Source organism: Desulfuromonas sp. (genome assembly GCF_002868845.1).
GTDB lineage: Bacteria > Desulfobacterota > Desulfuromonadia > Desulfuromonadales > BM501 > BM501.
The window spans coordinates 64,329-90,546 of the sequence record NZ_PKUB01000006.1; the positions used below are offsets into that span (position 1 = coordinate 64,329).

The following is a 26,218-nucleotide window of genomic DNA, read 5'->3' on the forward strand; positions in this document are numbered from 1 at the left end:
AGCCCAATGGCCCTTCAACGCGCGCGGAATATCCATGAGCACCCCGGCGACCATCCTCACATCAATCGGCCTCATCCTGCTCCTCGGCCTGGCCACCGACGCCCTGGGCAGGTTCAGCCGCCTGCCGCGGGTCACCCTGCTTCTCGTCCTCGGCTTTATCATCGGCCCGGGCGGCTTCGACGTGATCCCCGGCATGGGACAGGTCTGGTTCCCGGTCGTGACCGACATGGCCCTGGTCATGGTCGGATTCCTCCTCGGGGGTCAACTGACCATGCCCTCCCTGAGAGAGCACGGCCGGGAGGTCATGTGGCTCTCGGTGGCCGCCCTCGTAGGGACCTCCGTGTTCATGTCCCTCGGCATGCTTCTGGCGGGGGTCCCGATGGAGATCGCCCTGCTGCTGGCCGGAATCGCCACCGCAACCGCCCCGGCAGCGACAGCCGACGTGGTCCGCGAGACCCGGGCCGACGGCCCCTTCACCCGGGTGCTCCTCGGCATCGTCGCCATCGACGACGCCTGGGGACTCATCCTCTTCAGCCTCATGCTGGCCGCGGCCGGACTTGTCACCGGGCAGGGCGATGTCTTTTCGGCCCTGGGGAGCGGGGCCCTCGATGTCGGCGGCGCTTTGCTTCTCGGACTGGCCCTGGGCATCCCGAGCGCCTACCTCTCGGGACGCATCCGGCCGGGGGAGCCGACCCTGCTGGAGGCGCTTGGAGCGGTCCTGCTCTGCGGCGGGCTGGCCCTGTGGCTGGAGGTCTCCTACCTCCTTGCCGCCCTGGTTTTCGGCGCCACCGTCGCCAACCTGGCGCGGCATCACGAGCGCCCCTTTCACGCCATCGAGGGAATCGAGCAGCCCTTCCTGGTCCTCTTCTTCATCCTCGCCGGCGCCTCCTTCCACCTGGAAAGTCTCCGGGGAATCGGCTCCATCGGCGTCCTCTATATCGGGCTGCGCATCCTCGGCCGCTTCGCCGGCACCCGCGTGGGAGGACGACTGGGAAGGCTTCCGGGAGCCCAACGCCGCTGGATGGGGCTGGCCCTGATGCCCCAGGCCGGGGTCGCTCTCGGCATGGCCCTCGTGGCCGCGGAACGCTACCCGGAGATCGGCCACACCATCCTGCCGGTCGTCATCGGGACCACGGTCTTTTTCGAACTGTTCGGCCCGGTCTGCACCCGGGTCGCCCTCTGCAAGGTCGGCGAGGCCGGCCGGACCCCGTCGCCCTGAAGTTCGACCGACAGGCGCTATGCCGCCCTGGGGTCCGGAACATCCTGACCGCCTCGATCCGCGAGGCCTTCCGGCAGGGGGGAGCGGGGGAAACATTTTTGCGCCAAAGGCCGGGGTGCAAAACCCTCATTTTGCTGTTATCCTTCAATAAAACACCCTGAATACTGACCCAAGGAGGGACCCATGACGGCCGACAATGAAACACCCGAGACTCCAGAAGCCCCCGAACAACAGGACACGACCGGAACGGAAGAGGCCCCCGCGGCCGAAGAGAGCGTCTCGGAAGAGCGCATGGAAGGCGGGGAGGATGGATTGCCGACACGCATGAAAATCTTGTTGCGCCTGCTCTACACGGTGCTCTTTCTGGTGGTCTTCGAAATCCTGCGACTCGTGGTGCAGATCGTGGTCGTGGTCCAGTACGTCATCCTCTTCATTACCCGCAAGCCGAGCGAACCGCTCCGGGGGTTCGGCAACAAGGTGGCGGCCTACACCTACCGCCTGCTGCGCTACATCACACTGAGCGAGAGCGTCCCTCCCTACCCCCTTTCCGCCTTCCCGACCGAGCCCGACCCCCTCGAGGAGGAAGCCCGCTTCGAGTAAGGTCGTCACCGATTGCGAAACCAGGAAGGCCGCCTCAAGGGGTGGCCTTCCCCCCCTTCCTTGGGGCCGCCGAACCGCATCTACCCCCGTTTGACCGGCGCCGGCACCCACCCTGAGGCCAATCGTGCTATAAACATCCTGAAAGACGTCCCCCGTTTCCCGGAGACTCCGTGAACCATCTGCTCGCCGTCGACATGGGCCTGCGCACCGGACTCGCCCTTTACGGCCGCGACGGCCGCCTGATCTGGTACCGTTCCCAGAATTTCGGCAGCGCTCCGCGCCTGCGCCGCGCCGTCCCGGGGATTCTCCGCGACATCCCTGCGCTGACCTGCCTCGTCGTGGAGGGGAGCGGTCCCCTGGCGGAGATCTGGAAGAAGGAAGCGCAACGCTTCGGGATCAGGACCCTGCAACTCGGCGCCGAGGCCTGGCGAAAAGTCTTCCTCCTGCCCCGGGAGCAGCGCACGGGGGCCGAGGCCAAGCGCCATGCCGACGAAGCGGCCCGCCAGGTCATCGCCTGGTCCGGGGCCCCGCGCCCCACCTCCCTGCGCCACGACGCGGCCGAAGCGGTTCTCGTCGGCCTGTGGGGCGTCCTGAAGCTAGGCTGGCTGGAGGAGCCGCCCGACGCCCTGCGCAGCGGGCGGGGCCAAATTAATCTTTGAAAATACCCCGATAATTGATACTCTCTAAAACTCTTTCCTCTTCCCCTGGGACTCCATGGATCCGACCGAGCTGAAAAAACTGCTTTCCGCCCTCCGCGAGGGTCAGCTCTCCGTGGAGGAGGGTGTGGAGAGGCTGCGCACCCTGCCCTTCGAGGACGTCGGGGTGGCCCTCATCGACCACCACCGCGAACTGCGCCAGGGGATTCCCGAAGTGATCCTGGGCCAGGGAAAAACCCTCGGGCAGATTCTGACCATCGTGACCAAAATGGCCGAGCAGGGCAGCAACATCCTGATCACCCGCCTCGACCGCGAGAAGGGCGATGCCCTTCTCGCGCGGTTCCCGGCAGGGGAGTACCACCCCGAGGCGCGCGCCTTCGCCCTGGCGCAGAAGCCGGTGAAGGTCCGCGGCAAGGGCAAGGTGGTCGTGGTCTGCGCCGGCACCTCGGACCTGCCGGTGGCCCGCGAGGCGGCGGTCACAGCAAAGATACTCGGAAACGATGTGGAGGAGATCGTGGACGTCGGCGTGGCCGGCATCCACCGACTGCTGGCCCGGGCCGAGCGACTGCGGGAGGCCGCGGTGGTCATCGTCGTCGCAGGGATGGAAGGGGCCCTGCCCTCGGTGGTCGGGGGGATGGTGGCCGTGCCGGTCATCGCCGTGCCCACCTCGGTAGGCTACGGCGCCGCCTTCGGCGGGGTGGCGGCCCTGCTCGGGATGCTCAACTCCTGCGCCAGCGGAGTCACCGTGGTCAACATCGACAACGGCTTCGGCGCCGCCTTCGCCGCCACCCGCATCAACCGCCTGGGGGAGCGATGAACCTCCTCTACCTCGACACCTTCTCCGGCATCTCCGGGGACATGGTCCTCGGCCTGCTGGTCGATCTCGGAGCGGACCTCTCCGCCATCGAGGCACAGCTGCGGAAGCTGCCGGTCTCCGGCTACCGCATCGACTGCCGGCGCGAGCTGCGCACCGGCATCACGGGAAGCCGGGTAGAGGTCCTCTGCGAGGAGCAGGAGCACCACCGCACCTGGGCGGACATCGACGCCATGCTCGCCGGCAGCGCCCTGGCCCCCCCCGAAAGGGAGCTGGCCCGGCGCATCTTCCGCCGCATCGGCGAGGCCGAGGCAAAAGTTCACGGCGTCCCCCTGGAACGGGTGCACTTCCACGAGGTGGGGGCGCTCGACTCCATCGTCGACGTGGTAGGAGCGGCCGTCGGCCTGTACCTGCTCGGCGCGCCGAAGGTGGTCTGTTCTCCCCTGCCCCTCTCCCGGGGCCGGGTGCGCACCGCCCACGGAGAGTTCCCCCTGCCCGCCCCGGCAACGGTGGAGATCCTGCGGGGCTGCCCGGTCGTGGACGGGGATTCGAATTTCGAGCTTGTCACCCCCACGGGCGCGGCCATCGCCGCCGAGTTCGCCTCCTTCGGACCGATCCCCGCGATGACCGTCGAGCGTGTCGGCTACGGGGTCGGCGGCCGCCACCTGGAGGACCGCCCCAACCTGCTGAGGGGCATACTCGCCGCGGAGACGGACTGGCCGGAAGCGGAACGAGACCGGGTGGCGGTTCTGGAGAGCCACCTCGACGACGCCAACCCCGAATGGCTCGGCGACCTCCTGGAGCGCCTGCTGGGCGCCGGGGCCCTCGATGCCGGCTTCACGGCCCTGCAGATGAAGAAAAACCGGCCCGGGGTGAAGGTCACGGTGGTCGCCCCGCCGGAAAAGGCCGCCCGCCTTTCCCGGCTGCTGCTGAGGGAAAGCAGCGCCAGCGGAGTGCGTGTCCACGAGAGCGCAAGGTTCAAGCTCGGACGCAAGGCGGCGACGGTCGCCACCGCCCTGGGTCAGGCGTCGGTCAAGCTCCTCTACGACGGGGAAGAACTGTTGCGCATCACCCCCGAGTACGAGGACTGCCGCCGTCTCGCCGAGGGGAGCGGCCGCCCCCTGCCGGAGGTCTACCGCCTGGTGGAGCGGGCGGCGCAGGACCTCTTTCAAAACGGCTGACGCGCATCCGGTAGTGGCTGCCTGACGAGGCATGAAAAGCCTTTCCCCTTCACCTTTTTCCGGTTACGGACTTGCATATGCGCCGCTTCGCCCTTTTTCTGTCCAGCAACGCCGGGCTCGGCTACTTCCCCAAAGCCCCGGGAACCGTCGGCACCCTCGCGGGGATTCCCGCCTTCTACCTGCTGGCCGCCTTTCCCGCCCCCCTCTATGCCCTGACCTGGATCGCCCTGCTGTTCCTGGCCGTCTGGGCCGCAGGCGAGGCGGGAAGAGCCTACGGTGTGGTGGACGACGGGCGCATCGTCATCGACGAGTTGGTGGGATACCTGGCGACGGTGGCCTTCCTCCCCTTCTCCTGGCCGGCGGCCCTGCTCGGGTTCGCTTTTTTCCGCTTTTTCGACATCACCAAGATCCCCCCGGCTGCCTGGTTCGACCGAAACCTCAAGAACGGCTTCGGGGTGGTCCTCGACGACGTGGTGGCCGGGGTTTACGGGGCCGTCGCCCTGCGGCTGTGCCTGGCCTTCTTGAACTGACCCTCGGCGCCCCTGCGACCGAGGCTTATCCGGAGTTCTGATCGTGGATGTCAAAATCGCCGTCCTCGCCATCGGGGACGAACTGCTCAGCGGTGAGATGGACGACACCAACACCGCCCGCATCGCCCGGCTCCTCGGAGCCCGAGGTCTGGCCCTGCGCGAATCGCGCACCGTGGGGGACGCCGAGGAAGACATCGCCGAAGCCATGCGACACCTTGCGGAGCGGCACCAGGCGGTGATCGTCACCGGCGGACTCGGCCCCACCGCCGACGACCTGACCGCCCGGGCCGCGGCGCGCGCCTTCGGCCGACGCCTGGCCCTGCACGACGAAGCGCTGCGCCAGATCCGCGAGCACTTCCGGCGCAAAGGACGCCCCATGCACCCCGGCAACGAAAAACAGGCCCTGCTGCCGCAGAAGGTGGCGGCCCTGGTCAACACCCGGGGAACCGCACCCGGTTTCGTGCTCCGTCACGGAGCGACGGACCTCTTCTTCCTTCCCGGCGTCCCTTCGGAAATGACCGTCATGCTGGAGGCCTCGGTCCTGCCCCGCCTGCAGGCTCGCAGCGGAGAAGCCTTCCCCAGGGAGGAGCGAATCCTCCAGGTCTTCGGCATCTCCGAACCGAAGACCGAGGAACTGCTGACAGGGGCCGACCTGCCCGAGGGGGTCAGCATCGCCTTCGGGGTCGAATTCCCCCTCGTCCTGGTCAAGCTTCGGGCGGGTGGGCAGAAGGCCCTCAGCCTGCTGGACCGGGCCGAACTGGAGGCCCGCCAGGCCCTGGGAGACCATGTGGTGGGACCTGGCGGCGAAAGCCTGGCGAAGACCGTCGCCCGCCTCTTTACCGCCCGCAGCCTGACCCTGGCTCTGGCCGAATCGTGCACCGGCGGCCTGGTCGCCAAGCTCCTCACCGACATCCCCGGGGCTTCGACCTTTCTGGAACGGGGTGCTGTCACCTACGCCAACAGCGCCAAACGTGACTGGCTCCAGGTCCCCGAGACCGTCCTCCTCCAACCGGGAGCGGTCAGCGAGGCCTGTGCCCTGGCCATGGCCCGCGGCATCCGAGAAGCCGCCGGCACCGACCTGGGTCTGGCCATCACCGGCATCGCCGGTCCCGGCGGAGGCATGCCGCAGAAACCGGTAGGCACCGTTTTCATCGCCCTGAGTACGGCCCGGGGCGAACAGGCGCGGAGGCATCATTTCGCCGGGAACCGGGAGCAGGTGCGCATCCTGGCAGCCTACACCGCTCTCGACTGGCTGCGCCGCCACCTCGGGGCCCTGCCGGCCGAGCCGAACCCGTAGCGCCCGGCGCGAAAGCTGCCCCGGAAGGATCGAGTTCGCCCCAGCAACGTTCCCGGAGAACCTCGCCGCCGGGAGATAAGGTCGTCGATGGATTGGAACCGATCAAGCAATCGCATCACGAACATGGCGATCCTCGCCGGACTGGGCCTGGCCCTCGTCCTGCTCTTCCTGGCCGCTCTCTACGTTCGCCTGCAGGGGCAAGCCCCCCTCCCCGTCCCTCTCGGTTCTTTCGTTCAGCCCGCTCTCCTGCTCGTCCTCCTCTTCGCGGGGGTCCTGGCGGTCTGTTCCCTGCGCCTGCTGCGCGCGGGGCACCGCCTGGCCGCCGACAAGGACGGCCTGCTGGGAGAGGTCACCCGCCTGCGCGTTGCCCACGCCCGATCCGCACGGCGCTGCCAGCAACTTCTGGACAACGCCGGCGACGCCATCTTCTTTATCGACCCCCAGAGCGGGTCCCTGGATGAAATGAACCGGCAGGCCGAGCAATTGCTCGGTTACGCTGCCGAGGAAATCCGGAACCTGTCACTCTCAGCCCTCTTCCCCGGCCGCCAGAAACGCCGCTACCTGGCCCTGGTGAACAAGGTTCTCGAAGAGGGCTACGGCCAGGCGGGGGACCTCTCTTTCCGGCGCAAGGACGGCCAGGTTTTCATCGGCGCAGTGCACGCCCGCCTTGGGGACCTGGGCGACGCCAAGGTGGTCCACGCGGTCCTGCGGGACGTGACCGCGATAAAACGCACCGAGCAGGAACTGCGCAAAAGGAACCGCGACCTCACCCTGCTCAACCAGATCGCTCACAGCGCCACGGCCGACCGGAGCCTCAAGGGGATGCTCCAGCTAATCCTCGACGAGACGACGGCCAATTTCGAGGCCACCGGCGGGGGCATCTTCCTGTTGCGCCACGAAGGCAACGAACTGGAACTGGCAGTACATACGGGCATCGAGCCCGAGGTCCTTCAGGACCTGCACCAAGCCGTTCCGGGGGAGGGTTTGGTCGGCCGTGTGGTCACCACGGGCCGGCCCCGCTCCTCCACCGATCTGCGCAAAGACAGCCGGGTCCGCTCCACGGTCGCCTGCGCCGCGGGATGGAGGGGGTTCCAGGCCGTCCCCCTGAAGGCCAAGGAGAAACCCGTGGGGGCCCTGTTCCTCTTTACCCGCTCCAAGCGCCTCTTCGTCCGCGAGGACGTCCGCCTCCTGCTGGCCATCGGCAACCAGGTGGGCACCGCCATCGAGGGCGCTCAACTGTTCGACGCCCTCCAGTGGCAGTTCCGCCTCACCCAGGCCAGCAACCGGGAGCTGGAACAGTCGCGTCAGCAGATGAAGAAGAACCTGCAGGTGATGGAGGAGTCCAACCGGGCCCTGGCGCAGTTGGACCGGATGAAAACCAACTTCCTGTCCCTGGCCTCCCACGAACTGCGCACCCCCCTGACCCAGATCCTCTCCGGGACCCAGCTGCTCCAGGAGACCCTCACCCAGGACCTGGGCGACCAGGAACAGAGAGTGCTGGAGGCGATCTCCCAGGGAGGCAAACGCCTGGAAGGAATCATCCAGGACCTGCTCGAGGCGGCCCGCGTCGAGTCCCAGAGCCTCTACCTTGCATACGAGGCAATCACCCTGCCCGCCATCATCGATGAGATCCGCACCGAGTTCCGGCCGGCCCTCGAGCAGCGCAACATCACCTTCAGCCTGGGCGGTTTCCCGTCCCCCATGAAGCTCTTCGGGGATCCCCACCATCTTAAAAAGACCTTTCGGCGCCTGCTCGAAAATGCCGTCAAGTTCACCCCCGAGGGAGGCCGTATCGAAATCGAGGCGGGCCTCAGAAGCCAGGCCGAAGTCTGGCGCAGAGAAGAACAACTGAGGTCCTTTTCCCACTCCTTCTTCAACAGCCCATCCTCCACTCGCTACCTGCAGGTGACGGTCCGCGACACCGGGGTCGGAATCGCCCCCGACGAGCGGCTCAGGGTCTTCGACAAGTTTTACGAGATCGGCGACATCAATCGCCACTCCTCCTCCCAGTCGCGGTTCGAGGGGACCGGCGTCGGTCTGGGCCTGACCCTGGTAAAGGGGATGGTGGAGGCCCACGGAGGCATGGTCTGGGTCGACGGCCCCGGCGGCGGCCAGGCCGAGGACGGAAGCGCCTTTCACGTGCTGCTTCCCCTCGCCCCCGGGCCTCCGGCCGCAATGGCCGTGGAGACGCCCCCCGCCGGCAGCCCCCAGCCGGGAGCACGGGCATGAACCGGGGGGACAAAAGGAGCCCGAAAGGACCCGAGACGACGGCGGAGCAGCGCCGGGTCCGGGCCTTTCTGGCTGTTCCCATTCCGGACGAGGTCCTGCAGGCGACCCAGAGGGTGCGCGCCGAACTCGCCGGAGAACTGCCGGGAGTGCGCTGGGTGCGCCCCGAGGGCATTCACCTGACCCTCAAGTTTTTCGGCAGCATCCCCGAAGAGGAGCTTGATAAGATAGGGGAAATTATGCTATCGGTAGGTACTTTGCACTCCCCCTTCCGGGTCCGGGCGGCCGGGCTTGGCACCTTCCCCTCTCCCGGCCGCCCACGGGTGATCTGGGTGGGCATCGCCGACGGGGAAAGCCTCCCCGCCCTGCACCGGGATCTTGAGGAGGGCCTGGAGCAGATCGGCATCCCCGCAGAGGGGCGCCCTTTCCACCCCCACCTGACCCTCGGGCGGGCCCGGGAGAGGCTGCCGCCCATCGGGGAGATCATCGCGGCGCACCGGCAACTCGCCTGCTGCACGATCCCGGTGGACGAACTGGTCCTGTACGAAAGCCGCCTCGGTTCGGGCGGGGCCCGTTACATTCCCCGCAAAAGATTCGCCCTGGGCGGCTAGCGGGCAAGGAAGCACGAACGTTCATTCACCCATTTATTCCTTCGGGAGGTTAGATATTATGGCGGACAACAACCGCGATCGGGCCATCGACCTGGCCATGAGCCAAATCGAAAAACAGTTAGGCAAGGGCAGCATCATGCGCCTGGGCAAAGACACGGTGCTTCAGGGAATTCAGGCGATCTCCACCGGCGCCCTGAGCCTCGACATCGCTCTCGGCGTCGGGGGCGTCCCCCAGGGCCGCATCATCGAGATCTTCGGCCCCGAGTCCTCGGGCAAGACCACCCTGGCCCTGCACATCGTCGCCGAGGCCCAGAAGACCGGGGGCATTGCCGCCTTCGTCGATGCCGAGCACGCCCTGGATATCAACTACGCCAGGAACCTGGGGGTCAAGACCGACGACCTGCTGGTCTCCCAGCCCGACACCGGGGAGCAAGCCCTGGAGATCGCCGAAACCCTCGTGCGCAGCGGCGCCATCAACGTGCTGGTCGTCGACTCGGTTGCCGCCCTCGTGCCCCGGGCCGAGATCGAGGGGGAGATGGGGGATTCGCACATGGGCCTGCAGGCACGACTCATGTCCCAAGCCCTGCGCAAGCTGACCGCCACCATCAGCAAATCCAACACCGTGGTCATCTTCATCAACCAGATCCGCATGAAGATCGGGGTGATGTTCGGCAACCCGGAAACGACCACCGGCGGCAATGCCCTCAAGTTCTACGCCTCGGTGCGCATGGACATCCGCCGCATCGCCTCCCTCAAGCAGGGTCAGGACGTGATCGGAAACCGCACCCGGGTCAAGGTGGTGAAGAACAAGGTTGCCCCCCCCTTCAAGGAGGCCGAATTCGACATCATGTACGGCGCCGGCATCTCCCGGGAGGGGGACATCCTCGACCTGGGCGCCGGCTCTGAAATCGTGGAGAAGAGCGGTGCCTGGTACTCCTACGAAGGCGAACGCATCGGCCAGGGCCGGGAAAACGCCAAGCAGTTCCTCGCCGAGCACCCCGAAACCGCCCGTTCCATCGAAGAGAAGATCCTCGCCCAGTTCGGCCTCGCGGAGCCGTCCCCAGCCGCCTAGCAGGCGGATGAAAAACAGCCTGTGGACTCACAGGAGGGAATGGTTGAAAAATTCCCGGATGGACTTTTTCAACACCCTGCCAGAGGAAACGACATGGAAATGAGCGACATCCTGGCCCTGGCCCTGAAAGCCCGGGCCTCGGACATCCACCTGAAGGCGGGCCTGCCCCCCATCTACCGCATCGACGGAACCCTGCGCCCGCTGCCCAAGGCCCCGCGGGTCAGTCCGGAGACGACCCGCAACGTCGCCTACTCCATCATGAACGACAAGCAGCGCGCCCGCTTCGAGGATGTCCACGAGGTCGACCTCTCCTACGGCGTGCCCGGGCTGGGCCGCTTCAGGGTCAACGTCTTCTCCCAGCGCGGCTCGGTTTCGCTGGTATTCCGCGCCATCCCCGTCGACACCAAGGACCTGGACGAGCTGAACATCCCTCCGATCCTCAAGAAGCTATCCGTCGAGCCCCGCGGCCTGATCCTGGTCACCGGGGCCACCGGCTCGGGCAAATCGACCACCCTCGCCGCGATGATCGACTACATCAACTCCCACCGCACCGCCCACGTGGTCACCATCGAGGATCCCATCGAGTTTCTCCACCGGGACAAGATGTGCATCATCAATCAGCGTGAAGTCGGCTTCGACACGGAGAGCTTCGACGTGGCGCTGAGGGCCGCCCTGCGCCAGGATCCCGACGTCATCCTGGTGGGCGAAATGCGCGATTTCGAGACCATCGAAACCGCCCTGACCGCCGCCGAGACAGGCCACCTCGTCCTCTCGACCCTGCACACCGTCGACGCCCCCGAGACCATCAACCGCATCGTCTCGGCCTTCCCCCCCTACCAGCAGAGACAGGTGCGCATGCAGCTCGCCTCTGTGCTCAAAGGGATCGTCTCCCAGCGCCTGGTGCCCCGCGCCGACGGCAAGGGCCGGGTGCCGGCAGTGGAGGTGCTGATCTCCACCGCCCGGACCCGGGAGATGATCGACGACAAGGATAAGACCAAGCAGCTGCGCGACACCATCCAGCAGGGGTACGTCTCATACGGCATGCAGACCTTCGACCAGTCCCTGATGGGCCTGCTGAAAAAGAAACTCATCACATTCGAAGAAGCCCTGCGCCAGTGCTCCAACCCCGACGACTTCAAGCTCAAGGTCTCGGGGATCTCCTCCACCTCCGACCTGACCTGGGAAGATTTCGAAAAAGATGGGGAGGGAGAAGGCGAGGCGGAGGCCAAGAAGGACAAGCCCCCGGGCGCGATGGACATTGAACGGTTCTGAAGCCTACGCCTCCGCCCTGCGCCTGCTGACGGGCCGCGGGTACAGCGAGGCGGGTCTCGCCGAACGGCTGCGCCGCAAAGGGTGCGGCGAGGCGGAGATCGCCGCGGCCCTCGAGCGCTGCCGGGAGCTGGGCTACCTGGACGACGCCCGCTACGGCCGGGACCTGGCCGCCAGCCTGCTTCGCGCAGGCCGCGCCGTCGGCCCGCGGCTTCTGGCCGAGCTCAAGCGCCGGGGGCTGCCCGAGGAGACCGCCCGCGCCGCTCTCGAGGAGGCCAGCGGGGAGGTGAACGAAGAGGCCCTTCTGTCCGAGCAGCTAGAGAGGCGCTTTTCCGGCTTTTCCTACCTGGAAGCGGACGAGCGGCAGCGCAGGCGAGTCGTTAATTTTTTCCTGCGCCGGTGCTTTCCCCTGGCGCTGATCCTGTCCACGATAAAGCAAGAGAGGTAGACAAAACAGCTCATGATGACCGGCAACGAAATCCGCGCACGCTTCCTGCGTTTCTTCGAAGAGCGGGGCCACACCGCGGTCCCCTCCTCCTCGCTGATCCCCCACAACGACCCGACCCTTCTCTTCACCAACGCGGGGATGAACCAGTTCAAGGACTGTTTTCTCGGCGCCGAGAAACGCCCTTACGTCCGCGCCACCTCGTCCCAGAAGTGCGTGCGGGCCGGCGGCAAGCACAACGACCTGGAGAACGTCGGCCGCACCGCCCGGCACCACACCTTCTTCGAAATGCTCGGCAACTTCTCCTTCGGCGACTATTTCAAAAGGGAAGCCATCGCCTACGCCTGGGAATTCCTCACCAAGGACATGGGCCTCGACACCGACCGCCTCTACGTTTCGGTCTATACCGATGACGACGAGGCCGCCGACATCTGGCACGAGCAGGAGGGGGTGCCGCGCGAGCGGATTTTCCGCTTCGAAGAGGACAACTTCTGGTCAATGGGCGACACCGGTCCCTGCGGACCCTGCTCGGAGATCTTCTACGACAACGGACCCGAAGTCGGCTGCGACAGCCCCGACTGCACCGTCGGCTGCGACTGCGACCGCTACATGGAGGTCTGGAACAACGTCTTCATGCAGTTCGACCGTCAGCCGGACGGCGAGCTGGTCCCGCTGCCGAAACCGGCGGTCGATACCGGCATGGGCCTCGAGCGGCTGGCCACGGTCATGCAGAAGGTTCAGTCGAACTACGACACCGATCTGATCCGCGACATCATCACTCATATCGAAAAACTCTCGGGCAAAACCTACGGCGACAACGAACACAACGACGTCTCCATGCGGGTCATGGCCGACCACAGCCGGGCCACGGCCTACCTCATCGCCGACGGCGTTCTTCCGAGCAACGAGGGCCGCGGATACGTTTTGCGGCGGATCATGCGCCGCGCGATGCGCCATGCCAAAATGCTCGGCTTCGAAGATCCCGTTCTTCACAAAACGGCCGTCTTCGTTCTCGAATTCATGGCCTCGGCCTACCCGGCGGAGTCCGCTCGAAAGGACTTCGTCGCCAAGGTCGTGGAGAACGAGGAGGAGCGCTTCATCCAGACCCTCGGCAACGGCCTGCGCATCCTCGAGGACGAAGTCGCCAAGCTCAAAAAGGCGGAGCAGACCCTTCTCCCCGGCGATGTGGTCTTCCGCCTCTACGACACCTTCGGCTTCCCCGTCGACCTGACCGCCGACATCGTCGAGGGCGACGGTTTCTCCCTCGACGAGGAAGGCTTCGGGGCCTGCATGGAGGAGCAGCGCCGCAAAGCCCGGCAGCACTGGAAGGGCTCGGGCGAGGAGGCGGTATCCGCCGTCTACCGGAAGCTTCTCGAGGAGGGCCTGCGCAGCGAGTTCACCGGCTACACCTCCCTTTCCGGCGAGGCTCCGGTCGTGGCCCTGCTGCGCGGCGGCGAGAGGGCCTCCATTGCCGGCGAAGGCGAGGACGTGGAGATCATCACCTCCGCCACCCCCTTCTACGGCGAATCGGGGGGCCAGAGCGGCGACCGGGGCGAGATCCGCACCGACGGCGCCGCCGTCGCGGTGAGAGACACCCTCCGGCCCCTGCCGGGAATCGTCGTCCACCGCGGCAAGGTCCTCTCCGGCACCCTCCATGCCGGCCAGAACGCCCGGCTGACCGTTGACGGCGAGGCCCGCCAGGCCACGGCCCTCAACCACACCGCCACCCACGTGCTGCAGGCCGTCCTCGTGGAGGTCCTCGGCGACCACGTCAAGCAGGCGGGCTCCCTGGTCAGCCCCGAGCGACTGCGCTTCGACTTCACCCACTTCTCGGCCCTCTCCCCCGAGGAGCTCGCCACCGTGGAGCGGGAAGTCAACCGCCGCATCCGCGAGAACCGTTCCGTGGAGACCGAGGAGATGGACGCCGAAGCGGCCATCTCCGCCGGTGCCACCGCCCTGTTCGGAGAAAAATACGGCGAGCGGGTGCGGGTGGTCAGGCTCGGAGAGTTCAGCATGGAACTGTGCGGCGGCACCCACGCCGAGGCAGCCGGCGACATCGGCCTGTTCAAAATCATCCAGGAGACCGGCATCGCCGCCGGGGTGCGCCGCATCGAGGCCATCACCGGAGCCCGGGCCATGGAGTTCGTCCAGCGCCAGGAACAGGACATGGACCGCCTCGCCGCCCTGGTCAAGAGCGACCGGGGCCAGATCGGAAGCCGCCTCCAGAAGATCCTGGAACGCCAGAAAGAGCTGGAGCGGGAGGTGGAGACCCTGCAGGCCCGTCTCAACGTCGGGCGCTCCCAGCAGCTGGTGGAGCAAGCCCGCGAGGTGGAGGGAGTCAAGCTCCTCGCCGCCAAGATCGACGGCAGCGACGCCAAGGGTCTGCGGGAGCTGGCCGACCAGCTCCGCGACGGCCTGGGCTCAGGGGTGGTGGTGCTCGGCTGCGAGAGCGACGGCAAGGCGAGCCTTCTGGTGGCCGTCACCAAGGACTTGGCCGGGCGCCTCCACGCCGGCCGGATCATCAAGCCCCTGGCCGAGCAGGTGGGCGGCCGGGGAGGCGGACGCCCCGACCTGGCCCAGGCCGGGGGCAGCCGCCCCGACCAGCTCGCTATGGCCCTGGAAGGGGCCGACGGGGTTGTCGCCGAGGCCCTGAAACAGGCATCCTAGACGCCACGACCCAAGGGGGGAACCTTGCGCCTGGAATTCAAGGACGAACTGCAGCTGACCCAGGAGCAGGAGCAACCATGCATCCTGCTGGTCGACGACGAACCGATCATTCGGGAGCTGTGTTCAAAGGTTCTGGACGGTTACCGGGTCATCCAGGCCGGCAGCGGCGAAGAAGCGCTCCAGATCATCGGGCGCGAGCCCGTCGACGTGGTCCTCACCGACGTCATGATGCCCGTCATGAGCGGTCTGGACCTGCTTCAGGCCGTCAAGGAGAGAAAGCCCACCCAGGCGGTGGTCGTCATGACCGGCTTCGCCGACAAGGAAACCATTCTCCAGGCTCTCAAGGCCGACGCCGACGACTTCATCACCAAGCCCATCAACCTGCTTCAGCTCAGGACCACCATCGCCAAGGTCCTGGAACGCAAGGCCCTGAAGGAGGAGCTGGTCCAGCTGCGGCGCATGGACCGGCTCAAGTCGGACTTTCTCGGCCTCGTCTCCCACAAGCTCAAGACCCCCATCACGGCCATCTCCCTCTTCATTCAGAACCTCGCCTCGGGCATCGGGGACCCCCGGGACCCCTCTTTCGCCAAGACCCTCGACCTGATCCTCGGCGAGTCCAACTACCTCGGCTACCTCGTTCAGGACCTGCTTTACTACAGCGAGATCATCCTCCAGGAGGGTCCGCCCCGGCTAGCCCCGGTGTCCCTCAGGGACATGGTCATGGAAGTGGCGTCCGCGGTCAGGGAAACCGCCGACGCCAACGGGGTCGCTCTCGCCCTTGAGGTCGGGGAAGCGTCCCCCACCCTGCAGCTGGACCGCGAGCGCGTCGCCTTCGCCCTGCGGGCCCTGCTCGAAAACGCCGTCAAGTTCAGCCCCCCGGACCGCACAGTCTCCCTCGACGCCGAAGTCTCCGACGACGCCGTCACCCTGAGAGTGCGCGACCAGGGCCAGGGGATCCCCCGAGAGGAGCTGCCCAAGGTGTTCGAAAAATTCTACCAGGTCGACCCGAGCCACACCGGCCAGGTGCGGGGATTCGGCCTCGGCCTGTTCTACGCCAGGCAGTTCATTCAGAGCCACGGCGGCAGCCTGCACCTCGAGAGCACTCCGGGCACGGGCACCACCGCGACCCTGACCCTTCCCCGCCACTGACCCGCCCCCCCAGGTCGGACCGCATTTTTCTTTGTCTGCCCTGCCTGCTGTGCTATATTTTTTATTTTCCTAACCCGCCTCATCCAGCCTACGGGCAGGGGATAAGCCATGTTTCGAGGGACAACAATCGTCTGCGTGAGGAAAAACGGCGACGTCGCCCTGGCCGGCGACGGCCAGGTGACCCTGGGCAACACGGTCATGAAGCACACCGCCCGCAAGATCCGCCGCCTTCACAACGACCAGGTCCTGGCCGGCTTCGCCGGCAGCACCGCCGACGCCTTCACCCTCTTCGAGAAGTTCGACGCCAAGCTCCAGGAGTACCGCGGCAACCTTTCCCGCTCAGCCGTGGAACTGGCCAAGGACTGGCGCACCGACCGCATCCTGCGCCGCCTCGAAGCCCTGCTTATCGTCGCCGATCGGCAGACCACCCTCGTCATTTCCGGGGCCGGCGATGTCATCGAGCCCGACGACGGCATCGCCGCCATCGGCTCGGGCGGCTCCTTCGCCCTGGCGGCTGCCCGTGCCCTGCAGTCCCACTCGGAGCTACCCCCCGCCGAAATCTGCGAGGAGGCGATGAAGATCGCCGCGGGCATCTGCATCTACACCAACGACCAGATTCTCGTGGAGGCCCTGTCATGACCAATTTCACCCCCCGCGAGATCGTCTCCGAACTGGACCGCTACATCATCGGCCAGAAGGAGGGAAAGCGGGCCGTTGCAGTGGCCCTGCGCAACCGCTGGCGTCGCCAGCAGGTCCCCCCTGAACTGCGCGACGAGATCGCCCCAAAAAACATCATCATGATCGGCCCCACCGGGGTCGGCAAGACCGAGATCGCCCGGCGCCTGGCCAAGCTCGCACAGGCCCCCTTCATCAAGGTGGAAGCGAGCAAGTTCACCGAGGTCGGTTACGTCGGCCGGGATGTGGAGAGCATGGTCCGCGACCTGCTCGAACTGGCCATCATCATGGTCAAGGAGGAGGAGGCCCAGAAGGTCCGGGTCAAGGCCGAGGACCATGCCGAGGAGCGCCTGCTCGACCTGTTGCTGCCGGGGGAGGCCTCCAGCGGAGAGGGCCGCGAGGCGACCCGCGACAAGCTGCGCAAGCTGCTGCGCCTTGGCTCCCTTGACGACCGCTATGTCGAGGTGGAGACCGAGGAGAGCGTAGCCCCGCCGATGCAGATCTTCGGCCCCCAGGGCGGCGAGGACATGGGCTCCGGGATCAAGGAGATGTTCGGCAACCTCTTTCCCAAGAAGACCAAGCGGCGGCGCATGAAGGTGGCCGACGCCCGCCTGATGCTCGTCGAGACCGAGGCCGAAAAGCTGGTGGACATGGACAAGGTCCACACCCTGGCCCGGGAGCGCACCGAGCAGAGCGGCATCATCTTCATCGACGAGATCGACAAGATCGCCAGCCGCGAGGGGGGCCGCGGCCCCGAGGTCTCCCGCGAGGGGGTGCAGCGGGACATCCTGCCCATCGTCGAGGGGAGCACCGTCAACACCAAGTACGGGCCGGTCAAGACCGACCACATCCTGTTCATCGCCGCCGGGGCCTTCCACGTCGCCAAGCCGAGCGACCTGATCCCCGAACTGCAGGGGCGCTTCCCGATCCGGGTGGAACTCAAGAGCCTGGGCGAAGAGGAGTTCGTGCGCATCCTCACCGAGCCGAAAAACGCCCTGCTCCGCCAGTACACCGCCCTGCTGGAGACCGAGGAGATCGATCTGGTCTTCCGCGACGACGCGGTGCGCGAGATCGCCCGCACCGCCACCTCCGTCAACGACCGCACCGAGAACATCGGGGCGCGGCGCCTGCACACCATCATGGAGAAGCTCCTCGAGGACCTCTCCTTCGAAGCCCCGGAGATCCGGGAGCAGAGCATCGACATCGACGCCGATTACGTGCGCGAACGCCTCTCGGAAATCGTCCAGGACGAGGATCTGTCGCGGTACATCCTTTAACTGCCGTGACGCGTAACGGGTGACGCGTGACGAGAGGTCACCTCTGTTTTACGCGTCACTTGTCACACGTCACGCGTTACGGATATTAAGCCATGAAAGAACTGATCGAAAAAGCCAACGTCCTGATGGAGGCGCTGCCCTACATCAAGCGCTTCTCCAACAAGACCATCGTCATCAAGTACGGCGGCAACGCCATGGTCGAAGAACGCCTCAAGGAGGGCTTCGCCCAGGACATCATCCTCATGAAATACATCGGCCTCAACCCGGTGGTGGTCCACGGCGGCGGCCCCCAGATCGGCAGGGTGCTGGAGGCGATGGGCAAGGAGACCCGCTTTATCCAGGGGATGCGGGTCACCGACAGGGAGACCATGGACGTGGTGGAGATGGTCCTCGGCGGCAAGGTCAACAAGGAGATCGTCGGCAACATCAACCGCCACGGCGGCAAGGCCGTCGGCCTCTCGGGCAAGGACGGAAACCTGATCCAGGCCCGCAAGCTGGCGATGACCGCGGTCAACCCCGACACCCTCACCCCCGAAATTATCGACATCGGCATGGTCGGCGAGGTCGAGCGGGTTCAGCCGACCATTATCGAGGCCCTTGAGCAAAGCAACTTCATCCCGGTCATCGCCCCGATCGGGGTCGGCCTCGAGGGGGAAACCTACAACATCAACGCCGACCTGGTCGCCGGGCGGGTCGCCGGGGCCCTGCGGGCCGAAAAACTGATCCTGCTCACCGACGTGGAGGGGGTCAAGGACGGCAACGGCCGGCTGATCTCCACCATCGACGTCGCCCGGGTGCCCGACCTGATCAACGACGGCACCATCTCCGGAGGCATGATTCCCAAGGTCAACTGCTGCGTCGACGCCGTGGAGGAGGGGGTCCACAAGACCCACATCATCGACGGCCGCATGGAGCACGCCGTGCTCCTGGAGATCTTCACCGACAAGGGGATCGGCACCGCCATCGCGAGGTTCGACCAATGAGCCTGTCCGAAGAGTGGATCGCCCGGGGCGACAGGCACGTCGCCAAGACCTACGGCCGCTACCCCCTGGTGGCGACCCGCGGCGATGGCTGCCGCCTGTGGGACGCCGACGGCAAGGAGTACCTCGACTTCCTGGCCGGGGTGGCGGTGAACAACCTCGGCCACTGCCCCCCGAAGGTGGTGACGGCGCTGCAGGAGCAGGCCGCGAAGCTGCTGCACTGCTCTAACTACTTCCACATCCCGGCACAGATCGAGCTGGCCGAGCTGCTCTGCGCCCACTCCTTCGGCGACCGGGTCTTCTTCTGCAACTCGGGGGCCGAGGCCAACGAGGCGGCCATGAAGCTGGCGCGCAAGCACAGCAGGGAGGCCTCCGGACAGGACCGCTTCGAGGTCATCACCGCGCTCGCATCCTTCCACGGCCGCACCATCGGCACCATCAGCGCCACCGGCCAGGAGAAGGTCCGCAGCGGCTTCGAACCGGTCGTTCCCGGCTTCAAGTTCGTCCCCTTCGGCGACCTCCAGGCGCTGCGCGCCGCGGTCGGCCCCAACACCTGCGCCGTCATGCTCGAGCCGCTCCAGGGAGAAGGCGGGGTCAACGTCCCGCCGCCGGGATACCTGGCCGAGGTGCGCCGGATCTGCGACGAGTTCGGACTGCTGCTGATCTTCGACGAGGTGCAGGTGGGCTGCGGGAGGACCGGTCGGCTCTTCGCCTACCAGTACGAAGGTGTGGAACCCGACATCATGACCCTGGCCAAGGCCCTCGCCGGCGGCCCCCCCATCGGGGCCATGGTAGCCCGGGAGAAGATCGCCGAGAGCCTCGGCCCCGGCACCCACGGCTCCACCTTCGGCGGCAACCCGCTGATGGCCGCCGCCGGGGTCGCCGCCTTCCGGACCATTCTCGAGGACGGCGTCATCGAGAACTGCGTCGCCATGGGAGACTACCTGCGCGAACGTCTCGAAGAGTTCAAAGGGCGCTACCCCATTGTCACCGAGATCCGCGGCCGGGGGCTGATCCTCGGCATGCAGCTCTCCGTTGAGGGGGGCGAGATGGTCAAGGAGGCGCTGCGCCGCGGCCTGCTCATCAACTGCACCGTCGGCAACGTGCTGCGCTTCCTGCCGCCGCTGATCGTGACCCGGCAGGAGATCGACGAGGCGGTCGACATCCTCGACGGCATCCTCGCAGAACAATAATTTCAGGAGAAAGGGAAAAGGTTAAAGGAGAAAGGGTTCCGGAACCTTTTTCCGACCGCCTTTTTCCTTACCCCTACTCAGGAGCCTGACGTGAAAAAAGACTTCCTTTGCCTTTCCGACTGGAGCCGCGCCGAACTCGACGGCATCTTCGCCCTGACCCGCGAGCTGAAGGAGAAGCAGAAGCGCGGCGAGCCGCACCGCCTGCTCGAGGGCCAGACCCTGGGGATGCTCTTCGAGAAGAGCTCCACCCGCACCCGGGTCTCCTTCGAGGTGGGGATGTTCCAGCTCGGCGGCCACGCCCTGTTCCTCTCCTCGAGCACCACCCAGATGGGCCGCGGCGAGCCGGTCAAGGACACCGGCCGGGTCATGTCCCGCTACGTGGACGGCATCATGATCCGCACCTTCTCCCAGGAAGCGGTCGAGGAACTGGGGCGCTGGTCCGACATCCCGATCATCAACGGCCTCACCGACATGTACCACCCCTGCCAGGTCATGGCCGACCTCTTCACCGTCATCGAGCACAAGGGCGCCATCGAGGGGCTCAAGTACTGCTGGATCGGCGACGGCAACAACATGGCCAACAGCTGGATCAACGCCGCCGCGGTCTTCGGCTTCGAGCTGCGGGTGGCCACCCCGAAGGGCTACGAGCCCCACCCCGAGGTGGTCGCGCGGGCGAAGGCGGCCGGGGCCAGCATCCTCTACACCGACGACCCGGCGCAGGCCGCCGCCGGGGCCGACGTGCTCAACACCGACGTCTGGGCCAGCATGGGCCAGGAGCAGGAGCAGAAGGAGCGGGAGAAGGCCTTCGCCGGATTCCAGATCGACGGCGGGATCGTGTCCGCCGCCGCCCCCGGCTGCATCGTGCTGCACTGCCTGCCCGCCCACCGCGGCGAGGAGATCTCCAACGAGGTCATCGAAGGGCCCCACTCGGTCGTCTTCGACGAGGCGGAGAACCGGCTCCACGTGCAGAAGGCGATCATGGCGACGTTGATGGGGAGCCGGCTTTAAGCTGGAAGCGGCGATCCGATGACCCTTTCCTGCCCCCATTGCGGGTTTTCCCGGGACCTCGCCCCGGGGACCGTCCCCCCCGGAACGAACCGGGTGACCTGCCCCAGGTGCCGGCAGGCCTTTCCCTTTGCCGGGCCGGCGCAGCCGCTGCCCGCCCCCACGCCGGCTCCGCCCCCCCTCTCCGCCGAGGAGCAGCCCAAGGCCGGCTTCTGGGTCCGGGCGGTGGGAGCCGTCGTCGACTCGGTGATCGTGACCGCCGTCACCCTGGTCACGGCGATCTTGCTGGGCGCGATCCCCACGCTCACCGGGGTCCATCTCTCCACCGACGGGCAGGGGATGTTCGCCTTCGTGGTCTGGATCTTCGGGATGGTCCTGGACGTCGCCTACTTCGTCTTCTTCACCGGATACTGCGGCCAGACCCCGGGCAAGATGGCGGTCCGGATCCGGGTCATCCGCACCGACGGCGCCGATATCGGCTACGGACGAGCCTTCCTGCGCGAGGTGCCGGGCAAGTTCCTCTCCGGCATCCTGCTCGGCATCGGCTATCTGGTGGTGGCCTTCGACTCCCAGAAACAGGGCCTGCACGACAAGATCGCAGACACCTATGTGGTTAAGCTGTAAGCTGTAAGCTGTAAACAATAAGCTGCATGACAGAACATATCATCCGAATTTTTTCAAGGAGCCACCCATGAGCAAAAAAGGTTAGATCAAAAAAGCGGTTCTCGCCTATTCGGGCGGACTCGACACCTCCATCATCCTCAAATGGCTGGTCGAGGAGTACGGATGCGAAGTCATCGCCTTCAGCGCCGATCTCGGCCAGGGCGAGGAACTCGACCACATCCCCGAGAAGGCGAAGAAGACCGGCGCCAGCAAGTGCTATATCGAAGACCTCCGCGAGGAGTTCGTGCGCGACTTCGTCTTCCCCATGTTCCGCGCCAACGCCATCTACGAGGGGCGCTACTTCCTCGGCACCAGCATCGCCCGGCCGCTGATCGCCAAGAAGCAGATGGAGATCGCCGCCGCCGAAGGGGCCGACGCCGTCAGCCACGGGGCCACCGGCAAGGGCAACGACCAGGTGCGCTTCGAACTCGGTTACTACCACTTCGACCCGGCGGTCAAGGTCATCGCCCCCTGGCGCGAGTGGGATCTGAACAGCCGCACCGCCCTGGAGGAGTACGCCAAGAAGCACGGCATCCCGGTGCCGACCAGCAAAAAGAACCCCTGGAGCTCCGACCGCAACCTGCTGCATATCAGCTTCGAGGGAGACGTGCTGGAAGATCCTTGGGCCGAGGCCCCCGAGCACATGTACGTACTCAGCGTCGCCCCGGAAGAGGCGCCCGACACCCCCGAGTACGTGGAGATCGAGTTCAAGAACGGCGACCCGATCGCCGTCAACGGCGAGCAGCTCTCCCCGGCAGACCTGCTGTTCAAGCTGAACGAGTTGGGCGGCAAGCACGGCATCGGCCGCGTCGACCTGATGGAGAACCGCTACGTCGGCATGAAGAGCCGCGGCGTCTACGAGACCCCCGGCGGCACAATCCTCGAGGAGGCCCACCGCGGCGTCGAGTCGATCACCATGGACCGCGAGGTCATGCACCTGCGCGACTCCCTGATCCCCCGCTACGCCGAGATGGTCTACAACGGCTACTGGTTCGCTCCCGAGCGCGAAGCCCTTCAGGCACTGATCGACGACACCCAGAAGACCGTCAACGGCAAGGCCCGGGTCAAGCTGTACAAAGGGCATTGCCGGGTCGTCGGTCGCCAGAGCGAGACCGACAGCCTGTTCAACGTCGAATTCGCCACCTTCGAGGCGGACGAGGTCTACAACCAGGCCGACGCCGAGGGCTTCATCAAAATCAACTCCCTGCGACTGCGCATCCGCAGCATGATGCAAAAAAACAGGTAAGGCAGCTGTAAGCTTTAAGGATTGAACCCCGAGGGGAAAAGAAACGCGCCATTTTTTGCAAGGTCAAGGAAGACAAGGGATGATCCTCGAGGCGTACCCGGGTACGTCGAGAGTGTCATCCCGCAGTCTGACGCCGAGATTGCAGAAAAGGGCCGTTTCCGCGCCGGCCATGGACTTCAAGAAACAACCCCACATCAAGACCTCGGTGGTCGCCTGCATCGTCGACGCGCAGGAGCGCATCGTCCTCACCCGGCGCTGCATCCACCCCTTCTGCGGCCAGTGGGTCATGCCGGGGGGCCGGATCGACCCGGGCGAGCCGATTCTGCAGGCCCTCCACCGCGAGGTGCTCGAGGAGGTGGGGATCGAGGTCCACGTCGAGGGGTTCATCGACGTCTTCGAGCACGTCAGCGTCGGGGCCGACAACGACCACTTCATCATCCTCTACTACCGCGCCTCCCCCCTGAGCCGGGACCTCGTCCCCGACGGGCAGGAGTGCACCGAGGCCCGATGGGTGCCCAAGGACCGGCTCCTCTCCTACGACCTGCCCGCCGGCACCCGCCACATCCTCTCCAAGGTCTTTCCCGACCTGGGCTGGAGCAACGGCGCGCCGCCGGCGCGCAGCGCCGAGGGCGAAGTGCCGGGCGGCTTCGACTCGTCCCGGGTCTGAGGCCATGGTCCGCGTCGTCGAGAAAGACATCCACCTCGAATTCCCCTCGGGCCACCACCTGCACAGCCTGGTTTGCCAGATCCCCAACCGCCTGCGCCTGTCGGACTTCGCCTACAGGGTGGCCGACCCCGAGCAGAAATGGGGCCAGGTGCGCTCCATCCTGGAAATGGTGGCCGAGGGCGAGGGGAACCTGAAAAAACTCCATTTCCTCCTCTTCCCCGAAAGCACCCTGCCGGCGGACCGGGTCGAGGAGGCCATCGCCCTCGTCGGCGAGCGCTTCCGCCCCAACACGGTGACCGTCTTCGGAGTCGAGCATGTGCGACTGTCCGAGTACCGCCAGGTCCTGGAGCGCTACCGGGAAGACAACGCCGAGGCCCTCGCCTCGGTGGAGGAGGACCTCGACGCAGGCGACGTGGAACAGGTGCCGGTCAACTGGTGCGTGGTGGCGGCCAAAGAAGCCGACGGCCGGCTGCGGGTCTTCCTCGAAGCCAAGAGCCACCCCTTTGTCGGGGAGGAGAACCTCGACGCCTTCCACGACCTCTACCGGGGCAAGATCTTCCCTCTGTTCCGCTGCCACCCGAGCTGCTTCAACTTCATGGCCCTGATCTGCCTCGACTACGTCTACCGCGACCTTTACCAGTCGAACATCAGCGTCATCATCAAGAAAGCCGACGAACTCTTTTTCGAGACCCGGCAGCGCCTCGACCTGCTGATGGTCATCGAGTGCAACCCCAAGCCCGAACACCACGCCTTCCGCGACGTGATCAACGGCTTCTACGGGGAGTACCTGGAATACACCCCCGGGGTGCGCGATACCACCACCGTCTTCTGCAACGCCTCCGCCGAGACCGAATGCGACGGCATCGAGGGCGAGGGCACCTTCGGGCACTCCTCGGTGATCATTCACAAGCACCACAAGCTGGAGCAGGTCCGGCTCGCCGAGTTCGCCACCGACGACTTCGACGGCCTGCCGGTGTGCCGGCTGCGCTTCGGCCTCGAAACAAGGCTCTACTACTTCAACCTTCCCCTGTTCCACGAGCTCGACCCCCGCACAACCCGGGTCCCCCTGAAGATCCACGCCGTCTTCCGGCCGTCCCGGGAACACGGCTGGATCCGCATGGCAGGCGAGGAGCTGGTGCGGGGCGTGGCCGAGGCCGGGGGCGAGGGAAAGATTCTCTGATCGTTGTTGGTCTTCATCTGCAGGTTTCATGTTCCATGTTTTCGGTTTTAGGAAAAAACCACAGCCCCAAGAAATGAGCAATTTTTCGCAAGATCAAGGAAGCCGAGTGAGCGCGCGGAGCCGTACCGAGGTACGCCGCACAAGCAGCGAATGAAGGCCGACGACGAGATTGCGAAAAAGGGCCGTTTCCACAGGAGAAGAAAAATATGAGCGACAAACCCTGGGCAGGCCGCTTCACCCAGCCCACCGACAAGTTCGTCGAGGAGTTCACCGCCTCCATCGACTTCGACCAGCGCATGTACCGCTACGACATCCAGGGCTCGATCGCCCACGCGCGGATGCTAGCCCGGCAGGGGATCATCGAGACCGCCGAGGCCGACACCATCGTCGAAGGCCTCGGGGCGATCCTCGCCGAGATCGAGGCGGGCAGCTTCGAATTCTCCGTCAGCCTCGAAGACATCCACATGAACATCGAGGCGCGCCTCATCGAGCGCATCGGCACGGTCGGGGGCAAGCTGCACACAGCCCGCTCCCGCAATGACCAGGTCGCCCTCGACGTGCGCCTCTACCTGCGCGACGAGCTGGCCGAGATCCTCGAATACCTCGACAAGCTGCAGGGCTCCCTCCTCGCACAGGCCGAGGGGAACCTCGCGGTGATCATGCCCGGCTACACCCACCTGCAGACCGCCCAGCCGATCCTCTTCGCCCACCACATGCTCGCCTACTACGAGATGGTGAAAAGGGACGCCGGGCGCATGGCCGACGTGCTGAAGCGCCTCAACGTCCTGCCCCTCGGGGCCGGGGCCCTGGCCGGCACCACCTTCCCCATCGACCGGGAATGGGTCGCCGCCGAGCTCGGCTTCGACGGGGTCACGCGCAACAGCCTCGACTCGGTCTCCGACCGCGACTTCGCCCTCGAGTTCTGCGCCGCCTCCTCCATCCTCATGATGCACCTCTCGCGCCTCTCCGAAGAGCTCATCCTGTGGTCGAGCGCCGACTTCGCCTTCGTCGAACTGACCGACGCCTTCTGCACCGGCAGCTCCATCATGCCTCAGAAGAAGAACCCCGACGTGCCGGAGCTGGTGCGGGGCAAGACCGGCCGGGTCTACGGCAACCTGATCAGCCTTCTGACCCTGATGAAGGCCCTGCCGCTTGCCTACAACAAGGACATGCAGGAAGACAAGGAGCCGCTCTTCGACACGGTCGACACGGTCAAGGGCTCGCTCAAGATCTTCGCCGACATGATCGCCGAGATGAAGGTCCAGGCTGAGAACATGCGGGTGGCCGCCGCCCGCGGCTTCTNCTCCACCGCCACCGACGTGGCCGACTACTGCGTGCGCAAGGGAATCCCCTTCCGCAACGCCCACGAGATCGTCGGCAAGACGGTGCGCTACTGCCTCGAAACGGGCAAGGACATCCCCGAACTGAGCCTCGAGGAGTTCCGCCAGTTCTCCGAGAGCATCGGCGAGGACATCTACGATTTCGTGACCCTCGACGCCTCGGTCAACGCCCGCCGCGCCACCGGCGGCACCGCCCGCGAGGCTGTCGAGCGAGAGATCGCCAGGGCGCGCCGGGAGCGGGCCGGGGAACAATAAA

The 26,218-nt window shown here is 66.0% G+C and carries 24 protein-coding genes and 1 pseudogene; all 25 read left to right on the plus strand.

The window, feature by feature from the left end; translation table 11 throughout:
• The first annotated feature begins 34 nt into the window (after positions 1-34).
• Positions 35-1,219: a cation:proton antiporter gene (locus tag C0617_RS01545; protein WP_291315258.1), complete on the plus strand. Its 1,185-nt coding sequence runs from the start codon at positions 35-37 to the stop codon at positions 1,217-1,219.
• Positions 1,220-1,402: 183 nt separating this feature from the next.
• On the plus strand, positions 1,403-1,819 hold the full coding sequence (locus tag C0617_RS01550; protein WP_291315259.1) for a DUF4389 domain-containing protein: 417 nt from the start codon (positions 1,403-1,405) through the stop codon (positions 1,817-1,819).
• Positions 1,820-1,989: 170 nt separating this feature from the next.
• Positions 1,990-2,478 (plus strand): hypothetical protein, encoded by a 489-nt coding sequence (locus C0617_RS01555; RefSeq protein WP_291315260.1) that lies wholly within the window; start codon positions 1,990-1,992, stop codon positions 2,476-2,478.
• 55 nt (positions 2,479-2,533) lie between these two features.
• Positions 2,534-3,292, plus strand: coding sequence for a nickel pincer cofactor biosynthesis protein LarB (gene larB, locus C0617_RS01560; protein ID WP_291315261.1), 759 nt, complete (start codon positions 2,534-2,536; stop codon positions 3,290-3,292).
• A complete protein-coding gene (gene larC, locus C0617_RS01565; protein ID WP_291315262.1) occupies positions 3,289-4,470 on the plus strand; it encodes a nickel pincer cofactor biosynthesis protein LarC in 1,182 nt (393 codons plus the stop codon). Before larB ends, larC begins: the two co-directional genes overlap by 4 nt.
• Positions 4,471-4,547: 77 nt before the next feature.
• Positions 4,548-5,000, plus strand: coding sequence for a phosphatidylglycerophosphatase A (locus tag C0617_RS01570; protein WP_291315263.1), 453 nt, complete (start codon positions 4,548-4,550; stop codon positions 4,998-5,000).
• A gap of 43 nt (positions 5,001-5,043) precedes the next feature.
• The gene (locus tag C0617_RS01575; protein WP_291315264.1) at positions 5,044-6,297 is read left to right on the plus strand and encodes a CinA family nicotinamide mononucleotide deamidase-related protein; all 1,254 of its coding nucleotides are present in this window, start codon (positions 5,044-5,046) and stop codon (positions 6,295-6,297) included.
• Positions 6,298-6,384: 87 nt separating this feature from the next.
• Entirely contained in the window at positions 6,385-8,526 is a 2,142-nt protein-coding gene (locus tag C0617_RS01580; RefSeq protein ID WP_291315265.1) for an ATP-binding protein, read from the plus strand.
• On the plus strand, positions 8,523-9,134 hold the full coding sequence (thpR, locus tag C0617_RS01585; protein WP_291315266.1) for an RNA 2',3'-cyclic phosphodiesterase: 612 nt from the start codon (positions 8,523-8,525) through the stop codon (positions 9,132-9,134). The genes C0617_RS01580 and thpR overlap by 4 nt, the downstream gene beginning before the upstream one ends.
• 58 nt (positions 9,135-9,192) lie before the next feature.
• Positions 9,193-10,206, plus strand: a complete 1,014-nt coding sequence (gene recA / locus C0617_RS01590) for a recombinase RecA (RefSeq protein WP_291315267.1) — start codon at positions 9,193-9,195, stop codon at positions 10,204-10,206.
• 93 nt (positions 10,207-10,299) lie between these two features.
• A complete protein-coding gene (locus C0617_RS01595) occupies positions 10,300-11,478 on the plus strand; it encodes a type IV pilus twitching motility protein PilT (protein ID WP_291315268.1) in 1,179 nt (392 codons plus the stop codon).
• Complete coding sequence (locus C0617_RS01600; protein ID WP_291315269.1) at positions 11,465-11,923, plus strand: regulatory protein RecX; 459 nt, start codon at positions 11,465-11,467, stop codon at positions 11,921-11,923. Before C0617_RS01595 ends, C0617_RS01600 begins: the two co-directional genes overlap by 14 nt.
• A 15-nt stretch (positions 11,924-11,938) precedes the next feature.
• Positions 11,939-14,587, plus strand: a complete 2,649-nt coding sequence (gene alaS, locus C0617_RS01605) for an alanine--tRNA ligase (RefSeq protein ID WP_365888835.1) — start codon at positions 11,939-11,941, stop codon at positions 14,585-14,587.
• A 24-nt stretch (positions 14,588-14,611) separates the two neighbouring features.
• Entirely contained in the window at positions 14,612-15,736 is a 1,125-nt protein-coding gene (locus C0617_RS01610) for a hybrid sensor histidine kinase/response regulator (RefSeq protein ID WP_291315271.1), read from the plus strand.
• A 108-nt stretch (positions 15,737-15,844) separates the two neighbouring features.
• Entirely contained in the window at positions 15,845-16,375 is a 531-nt protein-coding gene (hslV, locus tag C0617_RS01615) for an ATP-dependent protease subunit HslV (RefSeq protein ID WP_291315272.1), read from the plus strand.
• The gene (hslU, locus tag C0617_RS01620; protein WP_291315273.1) at positions 16,372-17,688 is read left to right on the plus strand and encodes an ATP-dependent protease ATPase subunit HslU; all 1,317 of its coding nucleotides are present in this window, start codon (positions 16,372-16,374) and stop codon (positions 17,686-17,688) included. The genes hslV and hslU overlap by 4 nt, the downstream gene beginning before the upstream one ends.
• 92 nt (positions 17,689-17,780) lie before the next feature.
• On the plus strand, positions 17,781-18,671 hold the full coding sequence (gene argB, locus C0617_RS01625) for an acetylglutamate kinase (protein WP_291315274.1): 891 nt from the start codon (positions 17,781-17,783) through the stop codon (positions 18,669-18,671).
• Entirely contained in the window at positions 18,668-19,861 is a 1,194-nt protein-coding gene (locus C0617_RS01630; protein ID WP_291315275.1) for an acetylornithine transaminase, read from the plus strand. Before argB ends, C0617_RS01630 begins: the two co-directional genes overlap by 4 nt.
• 90 nt (positions 19,862-19,951) lie before the next feature.
• A complete protein-coding gene (argF, locus tag C0617_RS01635) occupies positions 19,952-20,869 on the plus strand; it encodes an ornithine carbamoyltransferase (RefSeq protein ID WP_291315276.1) in 918 nt (305 codons plus the stop codon).
• A gap of 18 nt (positions 20,870-20,887) precedes the next feature.
• Positions 20,888-21,490: an RDD family protein gene (locus C0617_RS01640; protein ID WP_291315277.1), complete on the plus strand. Its 603-nt coding sequence runs from the start codon at positions 20,888-20,890 to the stop codon at positions 21,488-21,490.
• Positions 21,491-21,575: 85 nt separating this feature from the next.
• Complete coding sequence (locus tag C0617_RS01645; RefSeq protein ID WP_291315318.1) at positions 21,576-22,775, plus strand: argininosuccinate synthase; 1,200 nt, start codon at positions 21,576-21,578, stop codon at positions 22,773-22,775.
• Between the two features lie 169 nt (positions 22,776-22,944).
• Positions 22,945-23,442 carry an NUDIX hydrolase gene (locus C0617_RS01650; protein ID WP_291315278.1) on the plus strand — a complete coding sequence of 166 codons (498 nt, stop codon included), beginning with the start codon at positions 22,945-22,947 and terminating at the stop codon, positions 23,440-23,442.
• 4 nt (positions 23,443-23,446) lie between these two features.
• On the plus strand, positions 23,447-24,622 hold the full coding sequence (locus C0617_RS01655) for a hypothetical protein (RefSeq protein WP_291315279.1): 1,176 nt from the start codon (positions 23,447-23,449) through the stop codon (positions 24,620-24,622).
• Between the two features lie 206 nt (positions 24,623-24,828).
• Positions 24,829-25,924 (plus strand): argininosuccinate lyase (argH, locus tag C0617_RS01660; RefSeq protein WP_291315280.1); only part of this gene is annotated, 1,096 nt, incomplete at its 3' end.
• A 1-nt stretch (position 25,925) separates the two neighbouring features.
• A pseudogene (locus C0617_RS01665) lies at positions 25,926-26,217 on the plus strand (argininosuccinate lyase); the annotation flags it as partial.
• Position 26,218 lies beyond the last annotated feature (1 nt).

Excerpts from the sequence above, each read along its gene's own strand:
- C0617_RS01545 (WP_291315258.1), top strand. The coding sequence starts at position 35 with ATGAGCACCCCGGCGACCATCCTCACATCAATCGGCCTCATCCTGCTC.
- C0617_RS01550 (WP_291315259.1), top strand. The coding sequence starts at position 1,403 with ATGACGGCCGACAATGAAACACCCGAGACTCCAGAAGCCCCCGAACAA.
- larB (WP_291315261.1), top strand. The coding sequence starts at position 2,534 with ATGGATCCGACCGAGCTGAAAAAACTGCTTTCCGCCCTCCGCGAGGGT.
- larC (WP_291315262.1), top strand. The coding sequence starts at position 3,289 with ATGAACCTCCTCTACCTCGACACCTTCTCCGGCATCTCCGGGGACATG.
- C0617_RS01570 (WP_291315263.1), top strand. The coding sequence starts at position 4,548 with ATGCGCCGCTTCGCCCTTTTTCTGTCCAGCAACGCCGGGCTCGGCTAC.
- C0617_RS01580 (WP_291315265.1), top strand. The coding sequence starts at position 6,385 with ATGGATTGGAACCGATCAAGCAATCGCATCACGAACATGGCGATCCTC.
- thpR (WP_291315266.1), top strand. The coding sequence starts at position 8,523 with ATGAACCGGGGGGACAAAAGGAGCCCGAAAGGACCCGAGACGACGGCG.
- recA (WP_291315267.1), top strand. The coding sequence starts at position 9,193 with ATGGCGGACAACAACCGCGATCGGGCCATCGACCTGGCCATGAGCCAA.
- C0617_RS01595 (WP_291315268.1), top strand. The coding sequence starts at position 10,300 with ATGGAAATGAGCGACATCCTGGCCCTGGCCCTGAAAGCCCGGGCCTCG.
- alaS (WP_365888835.1), top strand. The coding sequence starts at position 11,939 with ATGACCGGCAACGAAATCCGCGCACGCTTCCTGCGTTTCTTCGAAGAG.
- hslV (WP_291315272.1), top strand. The coding sequence starts at position 15,845 with ATGTTTCGAGGGACAACAATCGTCTGCGTGAGGAAAAACGGCGACGTC.
- hslU (WP_291315273.1), top strand. The coding sequence starts at position 16,372 with ATGACCAATTTCACCCCCCGCGAGATCGTCTCCGAACTGGACCGCTAC.
- argB (WP_291315274.1), top strand. The coding sequence starts at position 17,781 with ATGAAAGAACTGATCGAAAAAGCCAACGTCCTGATGGAGGCGCTGCCC.
- C0617_RS01630 (WP_291315275.1), top strand. The coding sequence starts at position 18,668 with ATGAGCCTGTCCGAAGAGTGGATCGCCCGGGGCGACAGGCACGTCGCC.
- C0617_RS01640 (WP_291315277.1), top strand. The coding sequence starts at position 20,888 with ATGACCCTTTCCTGCCCCCATTGCGGGTTTTCCCGGGACCTCGCCCCG.
- C0617_RS01650 (WP_291315278.1), top strand. The coding sequence starts at position 22,945 with ATGGACTTCAAGAAACAACCCCACATCAAGACCTCGGTGGTCGCCTGC.
- C0617_RS01655 (WP_291315279.1), top strand. The coding sequence starts at position 23,447 with ATGGTCCGCGTCGTCGAGAAAGACATCCACCTCGAATTCCCCTCGGGC.